15 protein-coding genes are annotated in these 19424 nt (G+C 64.1%); 14 read left to right on the top strand and 1 reads right to left on the bottom strand.

The annotated features are described in order from the left end of the window. The first annotated feature begins 100 nt into the window (after nt 1–100). The 13 genes from rplJ to R4P95_RS01660 all read left to right on the top strand — a co-directional run bounded on the left by rplJ (nt 101) and on the right by R4P95_RS01660 (nt 13183). Nucleotides 101–658, top strand: a complete 558-nt coding sequence (gene rplJ / locus R4P95_RS01720) for a 50S ribosomal protein L10 (protein WP_109327965.1) — start codon at nt 101–103, stop codon at nt 656–658. A 78-nt stretch (nt 659–736) separates the two neighbouring features. Next, nucleotides 737–1126, top strand: a complete 390-nt coding sequence (gene rplL / locus R4P95_RS01715) for a 50S ribosomal protein L7/L12 (RefSeq protein ID WP_012688867.1) — start codon at nt 737–739, stop codon at nt 1124–1126. Between the two features lie 301 nt (nt 1127–1427). After that, on the top strand, nt 1428–2516 hold the full coding sequence (locus tag R4P95_RS01710; RefSeq protein WP_109327967.1) for an ABC transporter ATP-binding protein: 1089 nt from the start codon (nt 1428–1430) through the stop codon (nt 2514–2516). A 9-nt stretch (nt 2517–2525) separates the two neighbouring features. Next, complete coding sequence (locus tag R4P95_RS01705; protein ID WP_109327969.1) at nt 2526–3320, top strand: MlaE family ABC transporter permease; 795 nt, start codon at nt 2526–2528, stop codon at nt 3318–3320. Between the two features lie 4 nt (nt 3321–3324). Beyond that, nucleotides 3325–4185 carry an MlaE family ABC transporter permease gene (locus R4P95_RS01700; protein ID WP_159920377.1) on the top strand — a complete coding sequence of 287 codons (861 nt, stop codon included), beginning with the start codon at nt 3325–3327 and terminating at the stop codon, nt 4183–4185. Next, a complete protein-coding gene (locus R4P95_RS01695; RefSeq protein ID WP_317746639.1) occupies nt 4182–5540 on the top strand; it encodes an MCE family protein in 1359 nt (452 codons plus the stop codon). Before R4P95_RS01700 ends, R4P95_RS01695 begins: the two co-directional genes overlap by 4 nt. After that, complete coding sequence (locus tag R4P95_RS01690) at nt 5537–6616, top strand: MCE family protein (RefSeq protein WP_213573070.1); 1080 nt, start codon at nt 5537–5539, stop codon at nt 6614–6616. Before R4P95_RS01695 ends, R4P95_RS01690 begins: the two co-directional genes overlap by 4 nt. After that, the gene (locus tag R4P95_RS01685; RefSeq protein ID WP_109327977.1) at nt 6613–7608 is read left to right on the top strand and encodes an MCE family protein; all 996 of its coding nucleotides are present in this window, start codon (nt 6613–6615) and stop codon (nt 7606–7608) included. Before R4P95_RS01690 ends, R4P95_RS01685 begins: the two co-directional genes overlap by 4 nt. Further along, nucleotides 7608–8867, top strand: a complete 1260-nt coding sequence (locus R4P95_RS01680) for an MCE family protein (RefSeq protein ID WP_317746640.1) — start codon at nt 7608–7610, stop codon at nt 8865–8867. The genes R4P95_RS01685 and R4P95_RS01680 overlap by 1 nt, the downstream gene beginning before the upstream one ends. Then, nucleotides 8864–10147: an MCE family protein gene (locus R4P95_RS01675; RefSeq protein WP_317746641.1), complete on the top strand. Its 1284-nt coding sequence runs from the start codon at nt 8864–8866 to the stop codon at nt 10145–10147. Before R4P95_RS01680 ends, R4P95_RS01675 begins: the two co-directional genes overlap by 4 nt. Then, nucleotides 10144–11391, top strand: coding sequence for an MCE family protein (locus tag R4P95_RS01670; RefSeq protein WP_213573067.1), 1248 nt, complete (start codon nt 10144–10146; stop codon nt 11389–11391). The genes R4P95_RS01675 and R4P95_RS01670 overlap by 4 nt, the downstream gene beginning before the upstream one ends. 134 nt (nt 11392–11525) lie before the next feature. Then, a complete protein-coding gene (locus R4P95_RS01665; RefSeq protein ID WP_213578212.1) occupies nt 11526–12161 on the top strand; it encodes a hypothetical protein in 636 nt (211 codons plus the stop codon). A gap of 80 nt (nt 12162–12241) precedes the next feature. Beyond that, the gene (locus tag R4P95_RS01660) at nt 12242–13183 is read left to right on the top strand and encodes a hypothetical protein (protein ID WP_317746642.1); all 942 of its coding nucleotides are present in this window, start codon (nt 12242–12244) and stop codon (nt 13181–13183) included. Nucleotides 13184–13279: 96 nt separating this feature from the next. Here R4P95_RS01660 and R4P95_RS01655 read toward each other — a convergent pair whose 3' ends face one another. Continuing rightward, nucleotides 13280–15451, bottom strand: a complete 2172-nt coding sequence (locus tag R4P95_RS01655; RefSeq protein ID WP_317746644.1) for an MMPL family transporter — start codon at nt 15449–15451, stop codon at nt 13280–13282. Between the two features lie 420 nt (nt 15452–15871). Here R4P95_RS01655 and R4P95_RS01650 point away from each other — a divergent pair, with 420 nt between their 5' ends. Beyond that, on the top strand, nt 15872–19378 hold the full coding sequence (locus R4P95_RS01650; RefSeq protein ID WP_317746645.1) for a DNA-directed RNA polymerase subunit beta: 3507 nt from the start codon (nt 15872–15874) through the stop codon (nt 19376–19378). The last annotated feature ends 46 nt before the right edge of the window (nt 19379–19424 follow it).

The following is a 19424-nucleotide window of genomic DNA, read 5'->3' as shown; positions in this document are numbered from 1 at the left end:
CGGGGCGTTTTGCATGTCGTGGACTGTGCACTGTTCGGATCCTCGGACGTGCGCAGCGGCTCCGAAGTGGGATAACGACTGTCATGAGAGGAGGCGAAGTATGGCAAAGCCTGAGAAGGTTTCCGCAGTTGCGGAGATCACCGAGCAGTTCAAGGGTTCGACCGCTGCTGTGATCACGGAATACCGTGGTCTGACGGTGGGCAACATCACGACACTGCGACGCGCTCTCGGAGAGGGTGCCACCTACTCCGTCGCCAAGAACACCCTGGTCAAGCGTGCCGCTGCTGAAGCGGGCGTCGAAGGCCTTGACGACCTTTTCGTCGGTCCGACCGCCATTGCATTCATCAAGGGCGAGCCGGTCGATGCAGCGAAGGCTATTAAGAACTTCGCGAAGGACAACAAGGCTCTCGTCATCAAGGGCGGCTACATGGACGGCGCTGCGCTGTCCGTGGATCAGGTCAACCGGATTGCGGACCTCGAGTCCCGCGAGGTCCTGTTGGCCAAGCTTGCCGGCGCGATGAAGGGCAACTTGGCAAAGGCCGCAGGCCTGTTCAATGCTCCTGCCTCGCAGGTGGCCCGTCTGGCTGCCGCACTGCAGGAGAAGAGGGCCGCCGAGGGTGGAGCAGAAGCTCCGGCCGAGGCTCCCGCCGAAAGCTGATCCGCACCCGCGCATCACAGCTATAACCCCGCCCGGTCGCGGATCAGCGACATGGGACTTACAGGAAGGACCGCCATCATGGCGAAGCTCAGCACCGAAGAGTTGTTGGACCAGTTCAAGGAGCTCACCCTTCTCGAGCTGTCGGAGTTCGTGAAGGCATTCGAGGAGACCTTCGAGGTCACCGCGGCTGCTCCGGTCGCCGTTGCCGCTGCGGGCGCCCCGGCTGCTGCCGGCGCCGACGCTGCCGAGGAGCAGGACGAGTTCGACGTCGTCCTCGAGTCGGCCGGCGACAAGAAGATCCAGGTCATCAAGGTCGTTCGTGAGGTCGTCTCCGGCCTCGGCCTGAAGGAAGCCAAGGACCTCGTCGAGGGTGCTCCGAAGGCCATCCTGGAGAAGGTTGCCAAGGACGCGGCCGACGCCGCCAAGGAGAAGCTCGAGGCTGCAGGCGCGAAGATCACCGTCAAGTAAGACGGTTTCGCGCTGCTCTACCCGAGCGGACGAACGAGGGCCACTTCCCACTTGTGGGGAGTGGCCCTTTTTCATGTCCGGACGGACTCCGGAGTGTCGAAATTCAGCGCGAGAAACTGAACGTACGACCAGCTCAAAACGCCCTCGTCACCGCAGCTCAGCGGGTATGTTTTGCATTGTGGGACCCGGTGTTGGCATGCTTTCTTACCGGTGAGTAGCATACTCTGTCACAGGTAACACTTCGATGCGATAGAGTGACCCAACCCACACGGGGTGTATGCATCGAACGGTCGCGGAGGTAATGGTGGGTGTCGAGGTAGCCGTCGAGGGACTGACCAAGTCGTTCGGCTCGCAGAGGATCTGGCAGGACGTCACGTTGACCCTTCCGGCAGGTGAGGTCAGTGCGCTGCTGGGCCCGTCGGGTACGGGTAAGTCGGTGTTTCTCAAGTCGTTGATCGGTTTGCTCCGCCCGGAGCAGGGCTCGATCGTGATCGACGGCACCAACATTCTCGAGTGCTCGTCCAAGGAGCTCTACGAGATCCGGAAGCTGTTCGGTGTGCTGTTCCAGGACGGCGCTCTGTTCGGGTCGATGAACCTGTTCGACAATGTGGCGTTCCCGCTGCGCGAGCACACGAAGAAGTCAGAATCCGACATCCGCAAGATCGTGATGGAGAAGATGGAACTCGTCGGCCTCCTCGGGGCCGAGGAGAAGCTGCCGGGGGAGATTTCCGGTGGTATGCGCAAGCGTGCCGGTTTGGCCCGCGCCCTGGTGCTCGATCCGCAGATCATTTTGGTGGACGAGCCGGACTCGGGTCTGGATCCGGTGCGCACCACCTACATTTCGCAGACGTTGATCGACATCAACGCCGAGATCGACGCGACGATTCTGATCGTCTCGCACAACATCAACCTCGCCCGGACGGTGCCGGACAACATCGGCATGCTGTTCCGTCGGCATTTGGTGATGTTCGGGCCGAGGGAGGTGCTGCTTACCAGTGAGGAGCCGGTGGTCAAGCAGTTCCTGAACGGCACGATGATCGGTCCGATCGGGATGTCGGAGGAGAAGGACGAGGCCCAGATGGCGCAGGAGCAGGCGATGGTCGACGCTGGTCACCATGCCGGTGGTGTCGACGACGTCGAGGGCATCGTCCCGCAGATGAAGGCGACGCCGGGGATGCCGTTCCGGCAGGCCGTGGCCCGCCGGCAGGAACGCGTCCGCCACATCATGCACACCCTGCCGCCGAGCGCGCAGGCCGCAATTCAGGAAAGCCTCGACGAAACATCCGGCAACGGCGGCGACTACGACTACGCCTACAGCCAGGAAGATACGCAGGTCCTCCCGGCATACCGGGGCGAAGGATACGAGAACACCACTCACGGGCAAGGGTAGGCATAACGGATGGGGGTTACCCGCAGCTCCGTCTTGCGGCCGGTCAACGGTGCGCTGACGCAGGCCGGAAACATCGTCGAGCTTTTCGTCGACGTCGCACGAAACACGTTCAAACGACCATTCCAGTTCCGCGAGTTCATCGAACAGGCCTGGTTCATCGCGAGCGTGACGATCCTGCCGACCGCTATGGTGGCGATTCCGTTCGGCGCAGTGGTGTCACTGCAGACGGGGTCGCTGATCAAGCAGCTCGGTGCCGAGTCGTTCACGGGAGCGGCCAGCGTGCTCGCCGTCATTCAGCAGGGTTCCCCGCTGGTGACCGCACTGCTTGTGGCAGGGGCTGCGGGCTCGGCTGTCACGGCGGATCTCGGTGCGCGAACGATTCGCGAAGAGATCGATGCCATGGAGGTTCTGGGTATCAACCCCGTGCAGCGCCTCGTGGTGCCGAGGGTCCTCGCGATGGTTCTCGTCGCGATTCTCCTCAACGGATTGGTGTCCGTGGTCGGTATCGCCGGCGGCTACTTCTTCAATGTGATTCTCCAAGGGGGCAATCCCGGTGCGTACCTGGCATCGTTCTCGGCCTTCGCGCAGCTCCCCGACATCTGGGTGGGTGAACTCAAGGCGGCCGTCTTCGGTGTCATCGCCGGTGTCATTGCGGCGTACAAGGGTTTGCATCCGAAGGGCGGTCCCAAGGGTGTCGGTGACGCCGTGAACCAGTCGGTGGTCATCACGTTCCTGCTGCTGTTCTTTGCCAACCTGATCTTGACCATGGTGTACCTCCAGATCGTTCCGGCGAAGGGATCGTGACCCGATGACAATCGCAAAGGGACGCGGTGACCGGACGCTCATGGCTGCGCGCCGTGTCGGGCGTGCGCCACTCAACGTGCTCGACCGGGCCGGCGAGCAGATGTCGTTCTACGCCAGGGCGATCGCGTGGTCGCCGCACACGCTCGTGCACTACCGCAAGGAAGTTCTGCGGTTGCTCGCCGAAGTGACCTTCGGCAGTGGGGCGCTCGCCGTCATCGGCGGAACCATCGGCGTCATCGCGATGATGTCCGGGTTCACCGGTGTAGTCGTCGGATTGCAAGGTTTCGCAGCCTTGGAGCAGCTGGGCAGCTCCGTGCTCACCGGCTTCCTGTCCGCCTACGTCAACACCCGTGAGATCGCACCCATCGTCGCGGCTCTCGCGCTGTCGGCAACAGTCGGTTGTGGATTCACGGCGCAGCTGGGTGCGATGCGTATCTCCGAGGAGATCGACGCACTGGAAGTCATGGCGGTGCCGAGTGTTCCGTTCCTCGTCACCACGCGCATGGTCGCCGGGTTCGTTGCCGTCATTCCGCTCTACATCGTGGGTCTTCTTGCGGCATACCTTGCGTCCCGGCTCATCAGCACTTTGTTCAATGGTCAATCGACCGGTTCGTATGATCATTACTTCAACTTGTTCCTGCCACCGCAAGACGTCCTCTACTCGTTCGCGAAGGTCCTCATCTTCGCGTTCGTCTTGATCCTGATCCACTGCTACTACGGCTATCACGCCTCGGGCGGCCCCGCCGGCGTTGGCGTGGCCGTGGGCAGGGCGGTCCGCACCGCGATCGTGACGATCGCCGTACTCGACTTCTTCCTGAGCCTCGCCATCTGGGGCACGACGACCACAGTGAGGGTGGCCGGATGAGCAACACATCATCTGTTGTGGGTCGACGGGTGCTGGGGCTGGTGTTCTTCCTTGTCCTGGCTCTGTTCCTGGCCGTCACGATCGGCATGTTCAACAAGACGTTCACGAAGGTGGTCAAGATCGGGCTTGTCACCGACACCGTCGGAAATGCGCTCCCGCCCAATGCGGACGTCAAGGTGCGTGGCCTGATCGTCGGAGAGGTGCGGTCGGCCTCCACCAAGGAGGGTGAGGTCACCTTGGATCTGGCCATTCAGCCGGACAAGGCCGAGCTCATTCCGTCCAACGCGACGGCGCGATTGCTACCCAAAACCCTGTTCGGCGAACGGTACGTGTCGCTGATCGTGCCGGAGGGGGACACGGCTCCGCCGATCCAGGCCGGTGACGTTCTAGAGCAAGACAAGAGTGGAAATGCCGTCGAGATCGGCGAGGTCCTCGACGGCTTGCTGCCGCTGCTGCAGGCGATCCCGCCGCAGGACCTGGCGAACACGCTCGGCGCACTGTCGCAGGGACTCAGTGGACGCGGCGCCGAACTCGGTCTGACGCTCGACCGGCTCGAGGAGATCTTCGCCGGACTCAACACGGAACTTCCTGCGATTCAGGAAGACCTGCGGGGTATCGCAGACTTCTCGCAAACATATTCGGAGGCGGCACCGGACCTGGTCAACGCGCTCGACAACCTGCGGACCACAGGGAACACCGTGGTGGAGAAGCAGAACGAGCTCTCCACACTGCTGGTGTCCCTGACCGGGACGGGTGCGAGCACGGCAGACCTCCTGCAGACCAACGCCGAGTCGATCGTGAACATCGCGGCCGATTCCCGTGAGGCGCTGCAGATTCTCGGCCGGTATTCGCCGAGCTTCGGCTGCACGTTCGCCGGATTCGCGAAGACGGCTCCCATCGCACGTGCACTGCTTGCGCCGGACGACCCGAACCCGGGTGTGCGTGCCAGCGTGCAGTTCGTCAACCCGAAGGGCCGATACTTGCCTAACCAGGACGAGCCGCGCCTGCTCGACAACCGCGGACCCGCCTGCTACGACAACGTCACCGCACCCGGCGGCAAGTTCCCGCAGTATCCGGGTGGGTCGTCGTACAACGACGGTGCCTACCAGGTACCTTCGCGTAACCCGGGACCGTCCACCATCGACTTCTTCCCCGCGCCGGCCGGCGTGCCGGACCAGGTTCCGGGATGGGGAGCCGAGGTCACACCCGCCAGCTATGCGGGTTCGAAGATGGAACAGGACACGCTCGACGTCGTGTACGGCGAAGCAGGAGGCATGGCGCCCGAGGACGTGCCGAGCTGGACGACACTCGTCGGTGCACCGACCATGAGGGGGACTGAGGTGAGTTTCAAGTGAGGGGCCTCCTTGCGCCGCTGATCAAGCTGATCATCTTTGCCGTGGTCACGATCCTGGCCACAGGTCTGCTTGCGGCCACCATCGCCAACCTCGGTGGTGGCGGCGGCACCAAGTTCAACGCGATCTTCTCGGATGTCACCTCCCTCAACGAGGGTGACGAAGTGCGTATCGCAGGAGTGCGAGTCGGCCAGGTCGAGAAGATTTCGATCGTCGACGATCGCGACGCCGAGGTGCAGTTCACCGTGGCTGATCGAGATTGGTTGCCCGCGAGCACCACTGCGACGATTCGATTCCGGAACCTTGTGGGGCAGCGGTACATCTCGCTCCAGCAGGGCGAGGGCCAGCAGGGGAAGAAGATCACCGCCGGTGACACCATTCCGCTCGAGCGGACCAAACCCGCAGTGAACCTCACGACGCTGTTCAACGGATTCCGTCCGCTCTTCCAGACGCTCAGCGCCGAGGACGTCAACAAGTTGTCCTACCAGATCATCCAGGTGTTCCAGGGCGAGTCGGGAACCATCACCGAACTCGTGCGGAACACCGCGAGTCTCACCAACACGGTGGCGGACAAGGACCGGGTGATCGGTGCGGTGATCAACAACCTCAACGATGTGCTCGCCACGGTCAACCAGCGCGACGACCAGCTCGATGCCCTGATCGTGAACACACAGCAGCTCGTCACCGGGTTGTCCGAAGAGCGCGGTACCGTCGGGTCGGCGGTCACGTCCCTCGCCGGCCTCACCGACGCGACCGCAGATCTCCTCGAACCCACGAGGCCGTCCATTCAGGAGTCCATCACTTCGCTCAATACGCTGGCGACGACGTTGAACCGCAACTCCGATACGGTCAACGGCGTTCTGGAGACTCTTCCCATCAAGCTCGAGAAGCTCGGGCGGGCGGCCAGTTACGGCTCGTGGTTCCAGTTCTACCTGTGCGGAATCGACATCGTTGCAGGCCCGGGAACGGCACCTCAACTGAACTTGCCCACCGGCCTGCCGACCGTGAACCAGCCGCTGTACACCAACTCGGCGAAACGGTGCTCGCTGGACGGCCTACGGGAGTTGCAAACACGATGAGAAAACGTCGCAGCCCGGCAGTGGCTGGTGCCCTCGGCATCCTCGTGGTGCTCTTGGCGACCCTGTCGGCATTCTTCCTCGACTCGCTGCCCTTGATCGGTGCCGGATCGACCTACACCGCGCAATTCTCCGAGGCTGCAGGCTTGAAGCCGTCCAACGAGGTGCGCATCGCCGGTGTGAAGGTCGGCAAGGTCACCGCTGTCGAACTCGACGGAGACCACGTCAACGTCGACTTCAAGGTCACCGATGCGTGGGTGGGCAACGAAACCTCGGCATCTATTCAGATCAAAACGATTCTGGGCCAGAAGTATTTGGCTCTCGACCCCCGGGGTTCCGACTCGTTGAATCCCAATGACCCGATTCCGCTGGAGCGCACCACCTCTCCCTATGACGTGGTGGAAGCGTTCTCGGCGGCAGCGGAGACGGTGGGCGACATCGACTCCGATCAGCTGGCGGAAAGCATGGTGACCTTGTCGCAGGCCTTCGAGGGCACGCCGTCGGAGATCCGCGCGTCGCTCGACGGCGTCAGCAGGCTGTCGGAGACCATCGCGAGCCGCGACCAGGAACTGCGGAAGTTGTTCGACGCGACCGGTACGACGACGAAAGTACTCGCCGACCGCAACGCCGAATTCAACCGGCTGATCACCGATGCAGGCCTTCTGCTCGCCGAACTCAACAGTCGCCAGCAGTCGATCTCACAGCTGCTGACCGGAACCCAGAGGCTGTCGCAGCAGTTGACAGGTCTCGTACGCGAGAACGAAGCCACGATCGGTCCCGCACTCGAACAACTCAACGGGGTCGTCGAAATTCTCAAGGCCAACAACGAGAACCTGGACAGGGCGATGAAACTGTACGAACCGTTCGTCCGCCTTTACACGAACGTGGTCGGCAACGGGCGCTGGTTCGACCAGGTCGTAGTCAACCTTCTTCCGCCGGGTCTCCCGGACATTCCCAGACCCCGTGATCCCGTCCGTACGTTGGGGGGTAACTGATGGCTGACACCGACAACGGAGAAACCCGGGGAACCAACCGCGGTCAGATCGCAGTAATCGCGGCGATCGTCATTGTCGCGCTGGTGGTCGCGGGGGCGCTGTGGTGGGTGTTCACCCGCGCAGGCACCACCAAGATCACCGCCTACTTCGACAAGTCTGTAGGCATCTACGAGGGTTCCGACGTCCGTGTCCTCGGAGTGAAGGTCGGATCGATCAACTCGGTGGAGCCACAGGGTGATCAAGTGAAGGTCGAGATGCGGGTCGACCGCGGCATCGACATTCCCGCCGACGCGAAGGCCGCACAGGTCACACCGTCCGTGGTCGCCGACCGCTACGTTCAGCTCACGCCCGTCTATACCGGCGGAGAGACGATGGAGAGCGGTGCCGTGATCCCGCGGGATCGCACGGCTACGCCCGTCGAGGTGGACGAGCTGTACGCGAGTATCGAGAAGCTTTCGGCCGCCCTGGGTCCGGAAGGCGCGAACAAGGAGGGTGCACTGACCGAATTCGTCGAGACCGGCGCCGCGAACCTCGATGGCAACGGTGAGGCGTTGGGGCAGAGCATCAATCAGCTCTCGGACGCCGCACGTACGCTCAACGAGAGTCGTGGCGACCTGTTCGACACCGTCAAGAACCTCCAGGTGTTCGTCAGTGCTCTGGCTGCCAACGATCAGCAGGTCCGGGAGTTCAACACGCAGTTGGCCGACCTGTCCGGATTCCTCGCCGGCGAGCGCGAAAACCTCGGTGCGGCGCTGAACCAGCTGGCCATCGCTCTCGGTGACGTCTCGAAGTTCGTCGCCGACAACCGGGAGCTGCTCGCCGAGAATCTCGACGATCTCGTCCCGGTCACCCAGACGCTGGCCGACAACCGCGACTCGTTGGTGAACTCGCTGACATTGCTCCCGTTGGCCGTCAGTAACCTGGCCAATTCGTACGACGCGGAGTCCGGGAACCTGGCGTCGCGCCTGGCGTTCCCCGAGCTTCAGGATCCTGCCGGTGTGATCTGCAAGTTGATCGACCTCGGCAGGCTCGTGCCCGGTGATCCGCGTTTCGAAGCGCTGGGGCGTCAGATGCAGCCGTTGATCGACAACTGCAAGAACATCACCTCGCAGATCACGGCATCGGTGACCTCGCCGACGCTCGTGCTCCCGTTCGGAATCCTGAGCGGCGAGAACATCCAGCGAACGGTCACTCCCGGCACGGTGCCGGGTGTCGTGTCGCCACGGTTCGACGACGCAGTAGGCGGTGAGGGCGAATGAGGCGTTCGGTCATTGTCGGTGCCGGGGTGTGCGCTGTCGCCCTCGCAGTGAGCTCCTGTTCGTCGGAGGGTATCTACGGTGTTCCGCTGCCCGGTGGGCCGGACGTCGGGAGCGACCCCATGCACCTGACGATCCAGTTCGACGACGTGCTCGACCTGGTACCCCAGTCGGCCGTCAAGGTGGACGGTGTTCCGGTGGGTCGGGTGGAGTCGATCAAGGTGGCTCCGGACGGCTGGACGGCCGATGTCGAGGTCATCCTCGATTCGTCGGTGGACCTGGCTGCGAATGCAGTCGCGGCAATCGAACAAACCAACCTCCTCGGTGAAAAGTTCGTGCAGTTGTCCGAACCGCCGGAAGACAAGGATCCGGACCGATTGCAGAGCGGCGACACGATCAGCCTCGATCGCACCCGGCACGCCACCGAAATCGAGCAGGTCCTCGGCGCGCTGTCGCTGTTGCTCAACGGCGGTGGTGTCGGGCAGCTCCAGCCGATCGTGCACGAATTGAGCACTGCCCTCGACGGTCGTGAAGGCCGGGTCCGCAGTTTGCTGGAGCAGGCCAACACGCTCATCGACGGTCTCAATCAGCAACGGGACGACATCACGCGGGCGCTCGACGGCCTCGACGCCCTGACGACGCGCGTGAACGAGCAGAACGAGAAGATCGGGCTCATCCTGGATGACCTGCCGATCGCTGCCCAGGTGCTCAACGAGCAACGCCCGCAGCTGACGCAGATGCTGGTGCAGCTCGATCGGCTCGGTGCGGTCGGCACGGATGTCATCACCCGGTCGAAGAACGATCTGATCGCCGACCTCCTGGCGCTTCGTCCGACACTCAAGGCGCTGGCCGATGCCGGCGACGACCTACCCAACTCCCTGGCGTTCATCCCGACGGTTCCGTTCCCGGACGGAGTGGAGCAGATCGCTCTCGGTGGCTCGGTCAACCTTTTCCTGTCGGTCGATCTCCAGATCGGTGACGCGCTGAGCGCACTCGGTGTCGGGCAGGGCAATCCGGTGTACGTGCCGCCGAAATTCGGCGAGCCGAAGCCGATCGTCGACCCGACCAACCCGTACTACAACGGCAACGGTCCGCGACCGGGCTGGCCGACGATCTCACTGCTGCCGGTGCCCCCCATCGTTCCAGTCCCGACTTCGGGCCTGCGGCTCCCGGCGCTGCCCGGCACCGCGCCCGCCGGCGCAACCCCGGGCGCGGAGACACCGTCCCCGCAGAACCCGATGGGGGGACTGCTCGAGCAGTTCGGAATTGGGGGTGGACAGTGAGATCGCGACTGGTCAAAGTTCAGCTCGTCGCTTTTGCCGTGGTCGCGCTGTTGGGCCTTGTCTACGTGGGCGCCAAGTACGTCCGTCTCGACAATCTGCTCGGGTTCGGCGAGTACGACGTGAACGCACAGTTCAGGGATTCCGGTGGCATCTTCACCAATGCCGAGGTGACATACCGGGGAGTGCCGGTCGGACGGGTCGGCGAGCTGTCACTCACGTCGGACGGACTGAACGTCGAACTCAAGCTCAAGAAGGGCGGCCCCGAGATCCCCGCTTCGGCCAAGGCGGTCGTCGCCAACCGTTCCGCGATCGGTGAGCAGTACGTCGACCTCCAGCCGGACAGCAACGAGGGCCCGTACCTCGCCGAGGGCTCGATGATCACCGAGGCCAACACCTCGACCCCCGTGCCGGTGGAGCAGGTGTTGATGAGTGTCAACGGGCTGGTCCGGTCGGTTCCGACGGATGCGCTGCGTACGGTCACCACTGAACTGGGAACGGCATTGAACGGCAAGGGCGAGGATCTCCAGACGCTGGCGGATGCTCTGTCCACGCTGACCGATGACGGGCTCGACGTTCTACCGGAAACCCTGACCTTGATCCGCGACAGCCAGACGGTATTGGCAACGCAGTCGGATCAGTCGTCAGCGATCATGCAGTTCAGCTCGGATCTCGACGCCGTCGCTGCGCAGCTGCGCACCAGTGACCCCGACGTGCGGGCGGTCATCGACAACGGCATCCCTGCCAGCGACGAACTCGGCCTGCTGGTCGATCGGACGGGGCCCAGTCTCACGACCGATCTGACCAACCTGTCGGCGCTGGGTCAGAAGCTGGCGCCTCAGGCGATCGCATTGCGACCGATCCTGATGTTCCTTCCGGCCATCGCCGCTTCCGCGTCGACCGTCGCGCCGAACGACGGAACGGTGCACCAGGGCATCGTGCTCGAGACGAACAACCCGCCGTCGTGCACGATCGGTTACGAGGGGACGCATGAAATCCTCGCCGAAATGCAGCGGCGGGATCCGAACTTCGACGACACCCAGCAGGACTTCCCGTACAACACGGAGGCCAATTGTGACGTGCCTCAGGGGAGCGTGACCGGTGTGCGAAGTGCAGACCGAATCGTGTTCGCCGATCCGGACACGATTCAACCCTGGGATTTCAAACCGAAGGTCATGCCGGACACCCTCAACTTGAATCCCATCGCAACGCAGCTCGCTCCGCTTCTCGGGGTTACTCCCAAGTAGCATCTCGGGTTCCATTCGAGCGAGCCGAAGAAAACAATCAGTAGGGTATTGGTGTGACGCGAACTACCACGCCCCCGGAGTCGAACTCATCGGCTCCGGGGAAGGACAGAACTCTGAAGGCCTCGTTTGCTGCGGTGACCGCACTGGTGGTGGTCGCGGTGATTGCAGCCGGATGGTTTGGCTTCGGGTGGGCGCGAGCGCTCTTCGTGGACAAGCCGATCGCCGACGCACGAGATTCCGCGTTGAACGGTGCGCAGCAGGCGGCGATCAACCTCAATTCGGTCGACTCCGCAAACCTCGAAGGATCCTTCGAGAACATGAAGTCGTCCATCACGGGCGACAAAATGAACCAGGATCTTCAGGCGACCATGGACGGGTTCACCGACCAGATGCGCCAGTCGGGTGCGACGAGCAAGGCCGAACTGATGCAGGGCACTCTGACGGAGCTGAACACGGATGACGGCCTCGCGAAGGCGCTGGTCGTCGTAGCGGTCACCACGACGTGGCCTGACCGTTTCGACAAGTCCAAGGTCACCATGAGGTTGGACGTGCAGGACGTCGATGGTGTCTGGAAGGCGTCTTCCGTCGAGCCGGTGGGTGCGCGTATCCCCCTCGAAAACGGCCCGCTGCCCGCCGACGGCGCCGCACCGGCACCGGCAGAGCAGGCACCGGTACCGGCACCGGGGGAGCAGGCCCCGGCACCGACCGATGGTCCGGCCGCCCCCGCGCCCGAGTTGGTTCCGGCGCCCGGTGACACCGGCGGTCAGTAGTTGTGATGAGCCGCGCCGGATTCGTCGCCGCGGTGCCCACGTCGACGAGAGTTCGTCGTGCAATGAGAAAGTGGTGAACTATGCCCCCCAAGCGCCGTAACAACGTGCCGGACAGCGCTGCAAAGGGCAGGCGTCCCCGGGTAGCGGGAACCCGCAACCGTGTCGACGACCCGGCATCGCGAGTAACTCCGCCGCCTTCGCCCACGACGAAACTCTCGAAGAAGTCGTCGACTGATCCCGAGCAGGACCCGACCGCGAAAAGCCCTGTCGGGCAGGAGAATGTGGCGGCAGCGGCTGCCGTCGACACGCCCGCGACGCCGGACACGAAGACTGCTGACACGAAGACCGCTGGCACGGGTGAGCCGGTATCGATGGCGAAGTCGACGCCGGTGAAGAAGGCGGCGCCGGGCGCCAAGACCGTGTCCACGGCCAAGGCAAGTGCGGCAGGGAAGGCGAAGGTTCCCAACCTGCAGCCGCGTATCAGTACCCAGTCGGCTCCGAAGGCGACACCGGAGAGCAGCGGTAGCCGTATCACGTGGAAGCTGGTGGGGATACTGGGTGCTGTCGCAGCGGTGCTGGGCATCTTCGCGGTCGTGGCGGCATTTCAGCCGGGCGGGCACATCAGCAACACCGCGTGGGTGGACGAGAGTGGCACCGCGGAGGTGACCAAGGCCGGAACCGAGGCGATCGAGTCGCTGTACACCTACAGCTACGAGACGATCGACCAGGACTTCGAGAAGGCCCGTGGTTACTTGAACGAGGCCAAGCGTGCCGAGTTCGATCAGACTGCGGCGACGACGAAAGACGCGGCCATCCAGACCAAGACGGCCACCGAGGCGTCGGTCACCGACATCGGTGTCACCTTCCTCGAAGGAGACAGGGCGGAACTTCTGGCGCACATGAACGTGAGCGCCACGGGAGACGCTGTGGCGCAGGGTAGTGCGGCAACACCGTTGTCGGTCAAGCTGGAGAAGGTCGACGGCAAGTGGGTGCTGTCCGACATCTCGGACAGCGAAGGCTGAGCTGATCTACGCTCCCCGGACGACCGGCCTCGGAACTGTGTAGTCAGCTGAACAACCAATTCGTCAGGGCGGCAAGGATCGTGCGGTTCGGTGTGCCTATCGGCGTGACGTGTCGACCGGCAAAGTCTGTGCGGCAGTGGTTTTCGAGTGTCCGTTCGCGTCGGGCGGTACCCGTCGCGGCGTGAGGAATCCGGGCGCCCACCAGTTCGCCTCACCCATCAGTGCGACGAGGGCGGGGACGAGCATCATCCGGACCACGGTGGCGTCGATGATCAAGGCCACGATCATGCCCAGGCCGATGAACCGCATCATCGTCAGGTCCGAGAGGGTGAAGGCTCCCGTGACAACGATGAGAAGTGCGGCCGCGGCCGTGACGATGCGGCCGGTGTGCGCGGTGCCGATCCGCACGGCATCTTCCGTTGACGCGCCCTGCTCGTGGGCCTCGACCATCCGCGACATCAGGAAGATCTCGTAGTCGGTGGAGAGTCCGAACACGACGGCGATGATGAGGACGACCATCGTCGCGGGCAGTGGGCCCGGCGTCACGCCGAGTAGTTCGGCTCCGTGACCGTCCTCGAAGATCCACGTCAGAACCCCAAACGAGGCGGCGAGGCTGAGGGCGGCCATCGCGATCGCCTTCAACGGCAGGACCACGGAGCCGAAGGCCGGGACCATCAGGGCGAAGGTGACGGCCACCATGATCCCGATCATCCACGGCAGTGTGGCGCCCATCGAGTCCAGCCCGTCGGCGGTGAGGGCGTTGAGCCCGCCGATGTGTTTCTCGGTGCCTGCCGGCGCCGGGAGATCGCGGAGAGTGGCTGCCGTCGTCATCGCCCCTTCCGTTCTGTCGGCGTCGTCGAAGATGGCCCGGATTGCGGTGAAGCTTTCCGTGGTGCCGACCGGAACCACGCGGCGAACGCCCTCCACCTCCGCCGTCGCCTGAAAGAACTGCGCCGTCGCCGAAGCCGGCGGAGCCTTGCCGTCGGTGCCGAAGAGGACGAGAGTCGCACCGTTGTTGGCGAGCGGGAAGTCGGTGGCCAGGTCGTCGACGGCGAGGCGGGCCGGATGACCCGCGGGCAGCCCGGTGTGATCCAGGTCGCCCAGCGAGGCGCCGACGAGCGGGGCGGAGAGGACCAGCAGCCCGGCGACGATGCCGACGGCAACAGAGACGGGCCGCCGCATCACCCGGGCGGCGACACCGCCCCAGAATCGGTGCGCGCGGTCCTCGCTACGTTCGACCACTCCCGGGCGCCAGGTGAGCGAGTTGATTCGGGGGCCGAGGACGGTGAGTGCGGCGGGTAGCGCCGACAGGGACAGGACAGCGGCGATACCGATGGCTGCCATGCCCCCGTAGGCGAACGACCGGACCAGCGCCTGCGGGAAGACGAGCATGCCCACGAAGCCGCAGACGAGGAGAAGTGCGGAGAATCCCACGGTCCGTCCAGCGGTGGCCATGGTGCGCTGAACAGCGTCCGAGGTCTCGGCCCCGGACCGCAGTTCCTCACGGAACCGGGTTACAACGAACAACCCGTAGTCGACGGACATCCCCAGCCCGACCAGGCTGGCGATATTGATCGAGAACGCGCTGACCTCGGTGGCGTAGGAGATTCCTCGCAGTGCACCGAGTGCGCCCAGGATCGCGAGGCCGCCGATGCACAGGGGGACGGCGGCCCCCACGAGTCCGCCGAAAATGACAAGGAGCAAAACCAGGAGGATCGGGAAGGAAATGGCTTCGGCCGTGATCAGGTCGCTCTCCGACTCCTCGTTGTATGCATTGGCGATCACGCTGAATCCGCTGAACTCGGTATTCACACCGTCGATGAGGAGAAGGGGTGCGAGATCGTGGTACGCGGCGATCCGGGTGTTCTCGCTGCCGCGTAGAGACAGGACGACGAGTCCCTCGGTGCCGTCGGTGGAGCGCAGAAACTCCCGGGCCTGCGCCGGCGCCGTCCAGTACGAGAGGGGAGTGTTGGCAAGCGCAGCCGGATCGATCTGCGCCAGCCGCGCGGACACCTCGGGACCCAGGGCGTCGATCGACTCTCCGGGACGTGCCGTGTAGGTCACCGCGAGGTCGGGCGTCTGGCGGCCGAACTCCTCCTCGATCAGGCTCTCGACGCCCGCCGATTCGCTGCCGGGGTCGGTGTACCCACCCAGGCTCAGCCGGTCGAACACACCCGAACCCCAGGCGCCGCTCGCCAGCACGAGAAGAATCACCGCCGTCAGGACCAGCTTCGGGCGGGCAACGACGAGAGCACTCCAGCGCGTCACGGCCCTCCTTCCCCCGAGGTCTCGGCGATCGCGTGGGCATATTGTTCACCGCCCCCGGGCTGCGGGGAAGGGGTGGTGAACAGGCGCGGCGGGCGGTTCTCGACGACGCGGAGACGACGCGACACGCACGCTGACTCTTGACGCCGGGGTGATCACGCGTCACTCTGATGCGTGAACATGCGCTTCCGGCGCATGGCCGAGCGCCCGGCTGGGTGCTCCTTCGGCTGCCTGACTCGACATCTGCTGAGTTTGGGTGTACTTTTGGACGTTGCGCTGGCTGCCTCCTGTCCACCTCTCGTCTCAACTGCTGTGAAGTGTTTCCACTTCTCGCCTCTGTGACGGGTTTCGTTCGGGTTGTAACCAGCGAAATTCAAAGCAGATACAGCGGCGGTCGCAACAGCACAGAGCGGCCCGCGTGAGGTGCTGGAAGGACGCATCTTGGCAGTCTCTAGCCAGACCAAGGCAGTTTCCGGAATCCCCGGAGCCCCGAAGAGGGTTTCGTTCGCGAAAATTCGCGAACCCCTCGAAGTTCCCGGGCTTCTTGATGTACAAACCGATTCGTTCGAGTGGTTGATCGGTGCGCAGAGCTGGCGCGAGCGCGCCGCCGCTCGTGGCGACAGCGCAATCTCCGGCGGTCTCGAGGACATTCTCGCGGAGCTTTCTCCGATCGAGGACTTCTCGGGCTCGATGTCTCTGTCCTTCTCGGACCCACGCTTCGACGAGGTCAAGGCCTCGACGGACGAGTGCAAAGACAAAGACATGACCTACGCGGCGCCGTTGTTCGTCACCGCGGAGTTCATCAACAACAACACCGGTGAGATCAAGAGCCAGACGGTCTTCATGGGTGACTTCCCGATGATGACCGGCAAGGGCACGTTCATCATCAACGGCACCGAGCGCGTCGTCGTCTCGCAGCTGGTGCGTTCCCCTGGCGTGTACTTCGACCATTCGGTCGACAAGGGCACCGAGAAGGACCTGCACAGCGTCAAGGTCATCCCCGGCCGCGGTGCATGGCTCGAGTTCGACGTCGACAAGCGCGACACCGTTGGTGTCCGCATCGACCGCAAGCGTCGTCAGCCCGTCACCGTGCTGCTGAAGGCCCTCGGCTGGACCACCGAGCAGATCACCGAGCGTTTCGGCTTCTCGGAGATCCTCATGGCCACGCTGGAGAAGGACAACACCGCGGGCACCGACGAGGCGCTGCTCGACATCTACCGCAAGCTGCGCCCGGGCGAGCCGCCTACCAAGGAGAGCGCGCAGACGCTCCTGGAGAACCTGTTCTTCAAGGACAAGCGGTACGACCTGGCACGTGTGGGTCGCTACAAGATCAACAAGAAGCTGGGCCTGAACATCGGGCAGCCGATCGTGGCGTCGACCCTCACCGAGGAAGACATCGTCGCCACCATCGAGTACCTGGTGCGCCTGCACGCCGGTGACACCGAGATGACCGCCCCCGGCGGCGTCACGGTCCCCGTCGAGGTCGACGACATCGACCACTTCGGTAACCGTCGCCTGCGCACGGTCGGTGAGCTCATCCAGAACCAGATCCGCGTGGGCCTGTCCCGCATGGAGCGTGTGGTTCGTGAGCGCATGACCACCCAGGACGTCGAGGCGATCACGCCGCAGACACTGATCAACATCCGGCCCGTCGTCGCTGCGATCAAGGAGTTCTTCGGAACCTCCCAGCTGTCGCAGTTCATGGACCAGAACAACCCGCTGTCGGGGCTGACGCACAAGCGTCGTCTGTCCGCCCTCGGCCCGGGTGGTCTGTCGCGCGAAAGAGCTGGTCTGGAGGTGCGAGACGTTCACCCGTCGCACTACGGCCGCATGTGCCCGATCGAGACCCCTGAGGGTCCGAACATCGGTCTGATCGGTTCGTTGTCGGTGTACGCACGGGTCAACCCGTTCGGCTTCATCGAGACGCCGTACCGCAAGGTCGTCGACGGCCAGGTCACGGACCAGGTCGACTACCTGACCGCGGACGAAGAGGACCGCCACGTCGTCGCCCAGGCCAACTCGGCCATCGACGCCAACGGTCACTTCACCGACGACCGCATTCTGGTTCGTCGTAAGGGCGGCGAGGTCGAGTTCGTGTCGTCCGCCGACATCGACTACATGGACGTCTCGCCGCGACAGATGGTGTCCGTCGCAACCGCGATGATCCCGTTCCTCGAGCACGACGACGCCAACCGTGCCCTCATGGGCGCGAACATGCAGCGTCAGGCGGTGCCGCTCGTTCGCAGTGAGGCTCCGCTGGTCGGCACCGGCATGGAGCTGCGGGCTGCAGTCGACGCCGGCGACGTCATCATCACCGAGAAGACCGGTGTCGTGGAAGAGGTCTCCGCGGACTACGTCACGGTCATGGCCGACGACGGAACCCGCAAGACCTACCGGATGCGCAAGTTCGCGCGTTCGAACCAGGGCACCTGCGCCAACCAGCGTCCGATCGTGGACGAGGGACAGCGTGTCGAGACCGGACAGGTCCTCGCCGACGGCCCCTGCACCGAAAACGGTGAGATGGCCCTCGGAAAGAACCTGCTCGTCGCGATCATGCCGTGGGAAGGCCACAACTACGAGGACGCGATCATTCTGTCGCAGCGCCTCGTGGAGGAGGACGTTCTCACCTCGATCCACATCGAGGAGCACGAGATCGATGCCCGCGACACCAAGCTCGGTGCCGAGGAGATCACTCGGGACATCCCGAACGTCTCCGACGAGGTCCTCGCCGACCTCGACGAGCGCGGCATCATCCGTATCGGTGCCGAGGTTCGTGACGGTGACGTGCTGGTCGGAAAGGTCACGCCCAAGGGCGAGACCGAGCTGACCCCCGAGGAGCGCCTGCTGCGCGCCATCTTCGGTGAGAAGGCTCGTGAGGTCCGCGACACGTCGCTCAAGGTTCCGCACGGTGAGACCGGCAAGGTCATCGGCATTCGCGTGTTCTCGCGCGACGACGACGACGATCTGCCCCCCGGTGTCAACGAGCTGGTCCGCGTCTACGTGGCACAGAAGCGCAAGATCCAGGACGGCGACAAGCTCGCCGGCCGCCACGGCAACAAGGGCGTCATCGGCAAGATCCTCCCCCAGGAGGACATGCCGTTCCTGCCCGACGGCACCCCGGTGGACATCATCCTGAACACCCACGGTGTTCCGCGTCGTATGAACATCGGTCAGATCTTGGAGACCCACCTCGGGTGGATCGGCAAGACGGGCTGGAACGTGCAGGTCGCCGGCGACGGCTCGCGTCCCGATTGGGCCGAGCAGCTGCCGGAGGAGATGCTGTCCGCTCCCGCGGACTCCAACATCGCCACCCCCGTGTTCGACGGTGCCAAGGAAGACGAGCTCACCGGTCTTCTCGGTTCGACACTGCCGAACCGTGACGGCGAAGTGATGGTCGCGTCCGACGGAAAGGCCACCTTGTTCGACGGCCGTTCCGGCGAGCCGTTCCCGTACCCGGTGTCGGTCGGCTACATGTACATCATCAAGCTGCACCACCTGGTCGACGACAAGATCCACGCTCGCTCGACGGGTCCGTACTCGATGATCACCCAGCAGCCGCTCGGCGGTAAGGCCCAATTCGGTGGTCAGCGCTTCGGTGAGATGGAGTGCTGGGCGATGCAGGCCTACGGCGCGGCTTACACGCTGCAGGAACTGCTCACCATCAAGTCGGACGACGTGGTGGGTCGAGTCAAGGTGTACGAGGCCATCGTCAAGGGCGAGAACATCCCCGAGCCGGGTATCCCGGAGTCGTTCAAGGTGCTCCTCAAGGAGCTTCAGTCGCTCTGCTTGAACGTGGAGGTGCTGTCCTCGGACGGTGCGGCCATCGCGATGGCGGACGGCGACGACGAGGACCTCGAGCGCGCCGCAGCGAACCTGGGCATCAACTTGTCCCGGAACGAAGCGGCCACGGTCGACGACCTCGCGAACTAGGTTTCGGTCCCCGGGCCCGTGAGAAATCAGGGGTCCGGGGGCGTAG

Origin of the sequence: Rhodococcus sp. IEGM 27 (genome assembly GCF_033142305.1) — a bacterium.
GTDB classification, from domain to species: Bacteria; Actinomycetota; Actinomycetes; order Mycobacteriales; family Mycobacteriaceae; genus Rhodococcus_F; species Rhodococcus_F oxybenzonivorans.
This window is presented reverse-complemented; position numbering and strand designations above follow the sequence as displayed.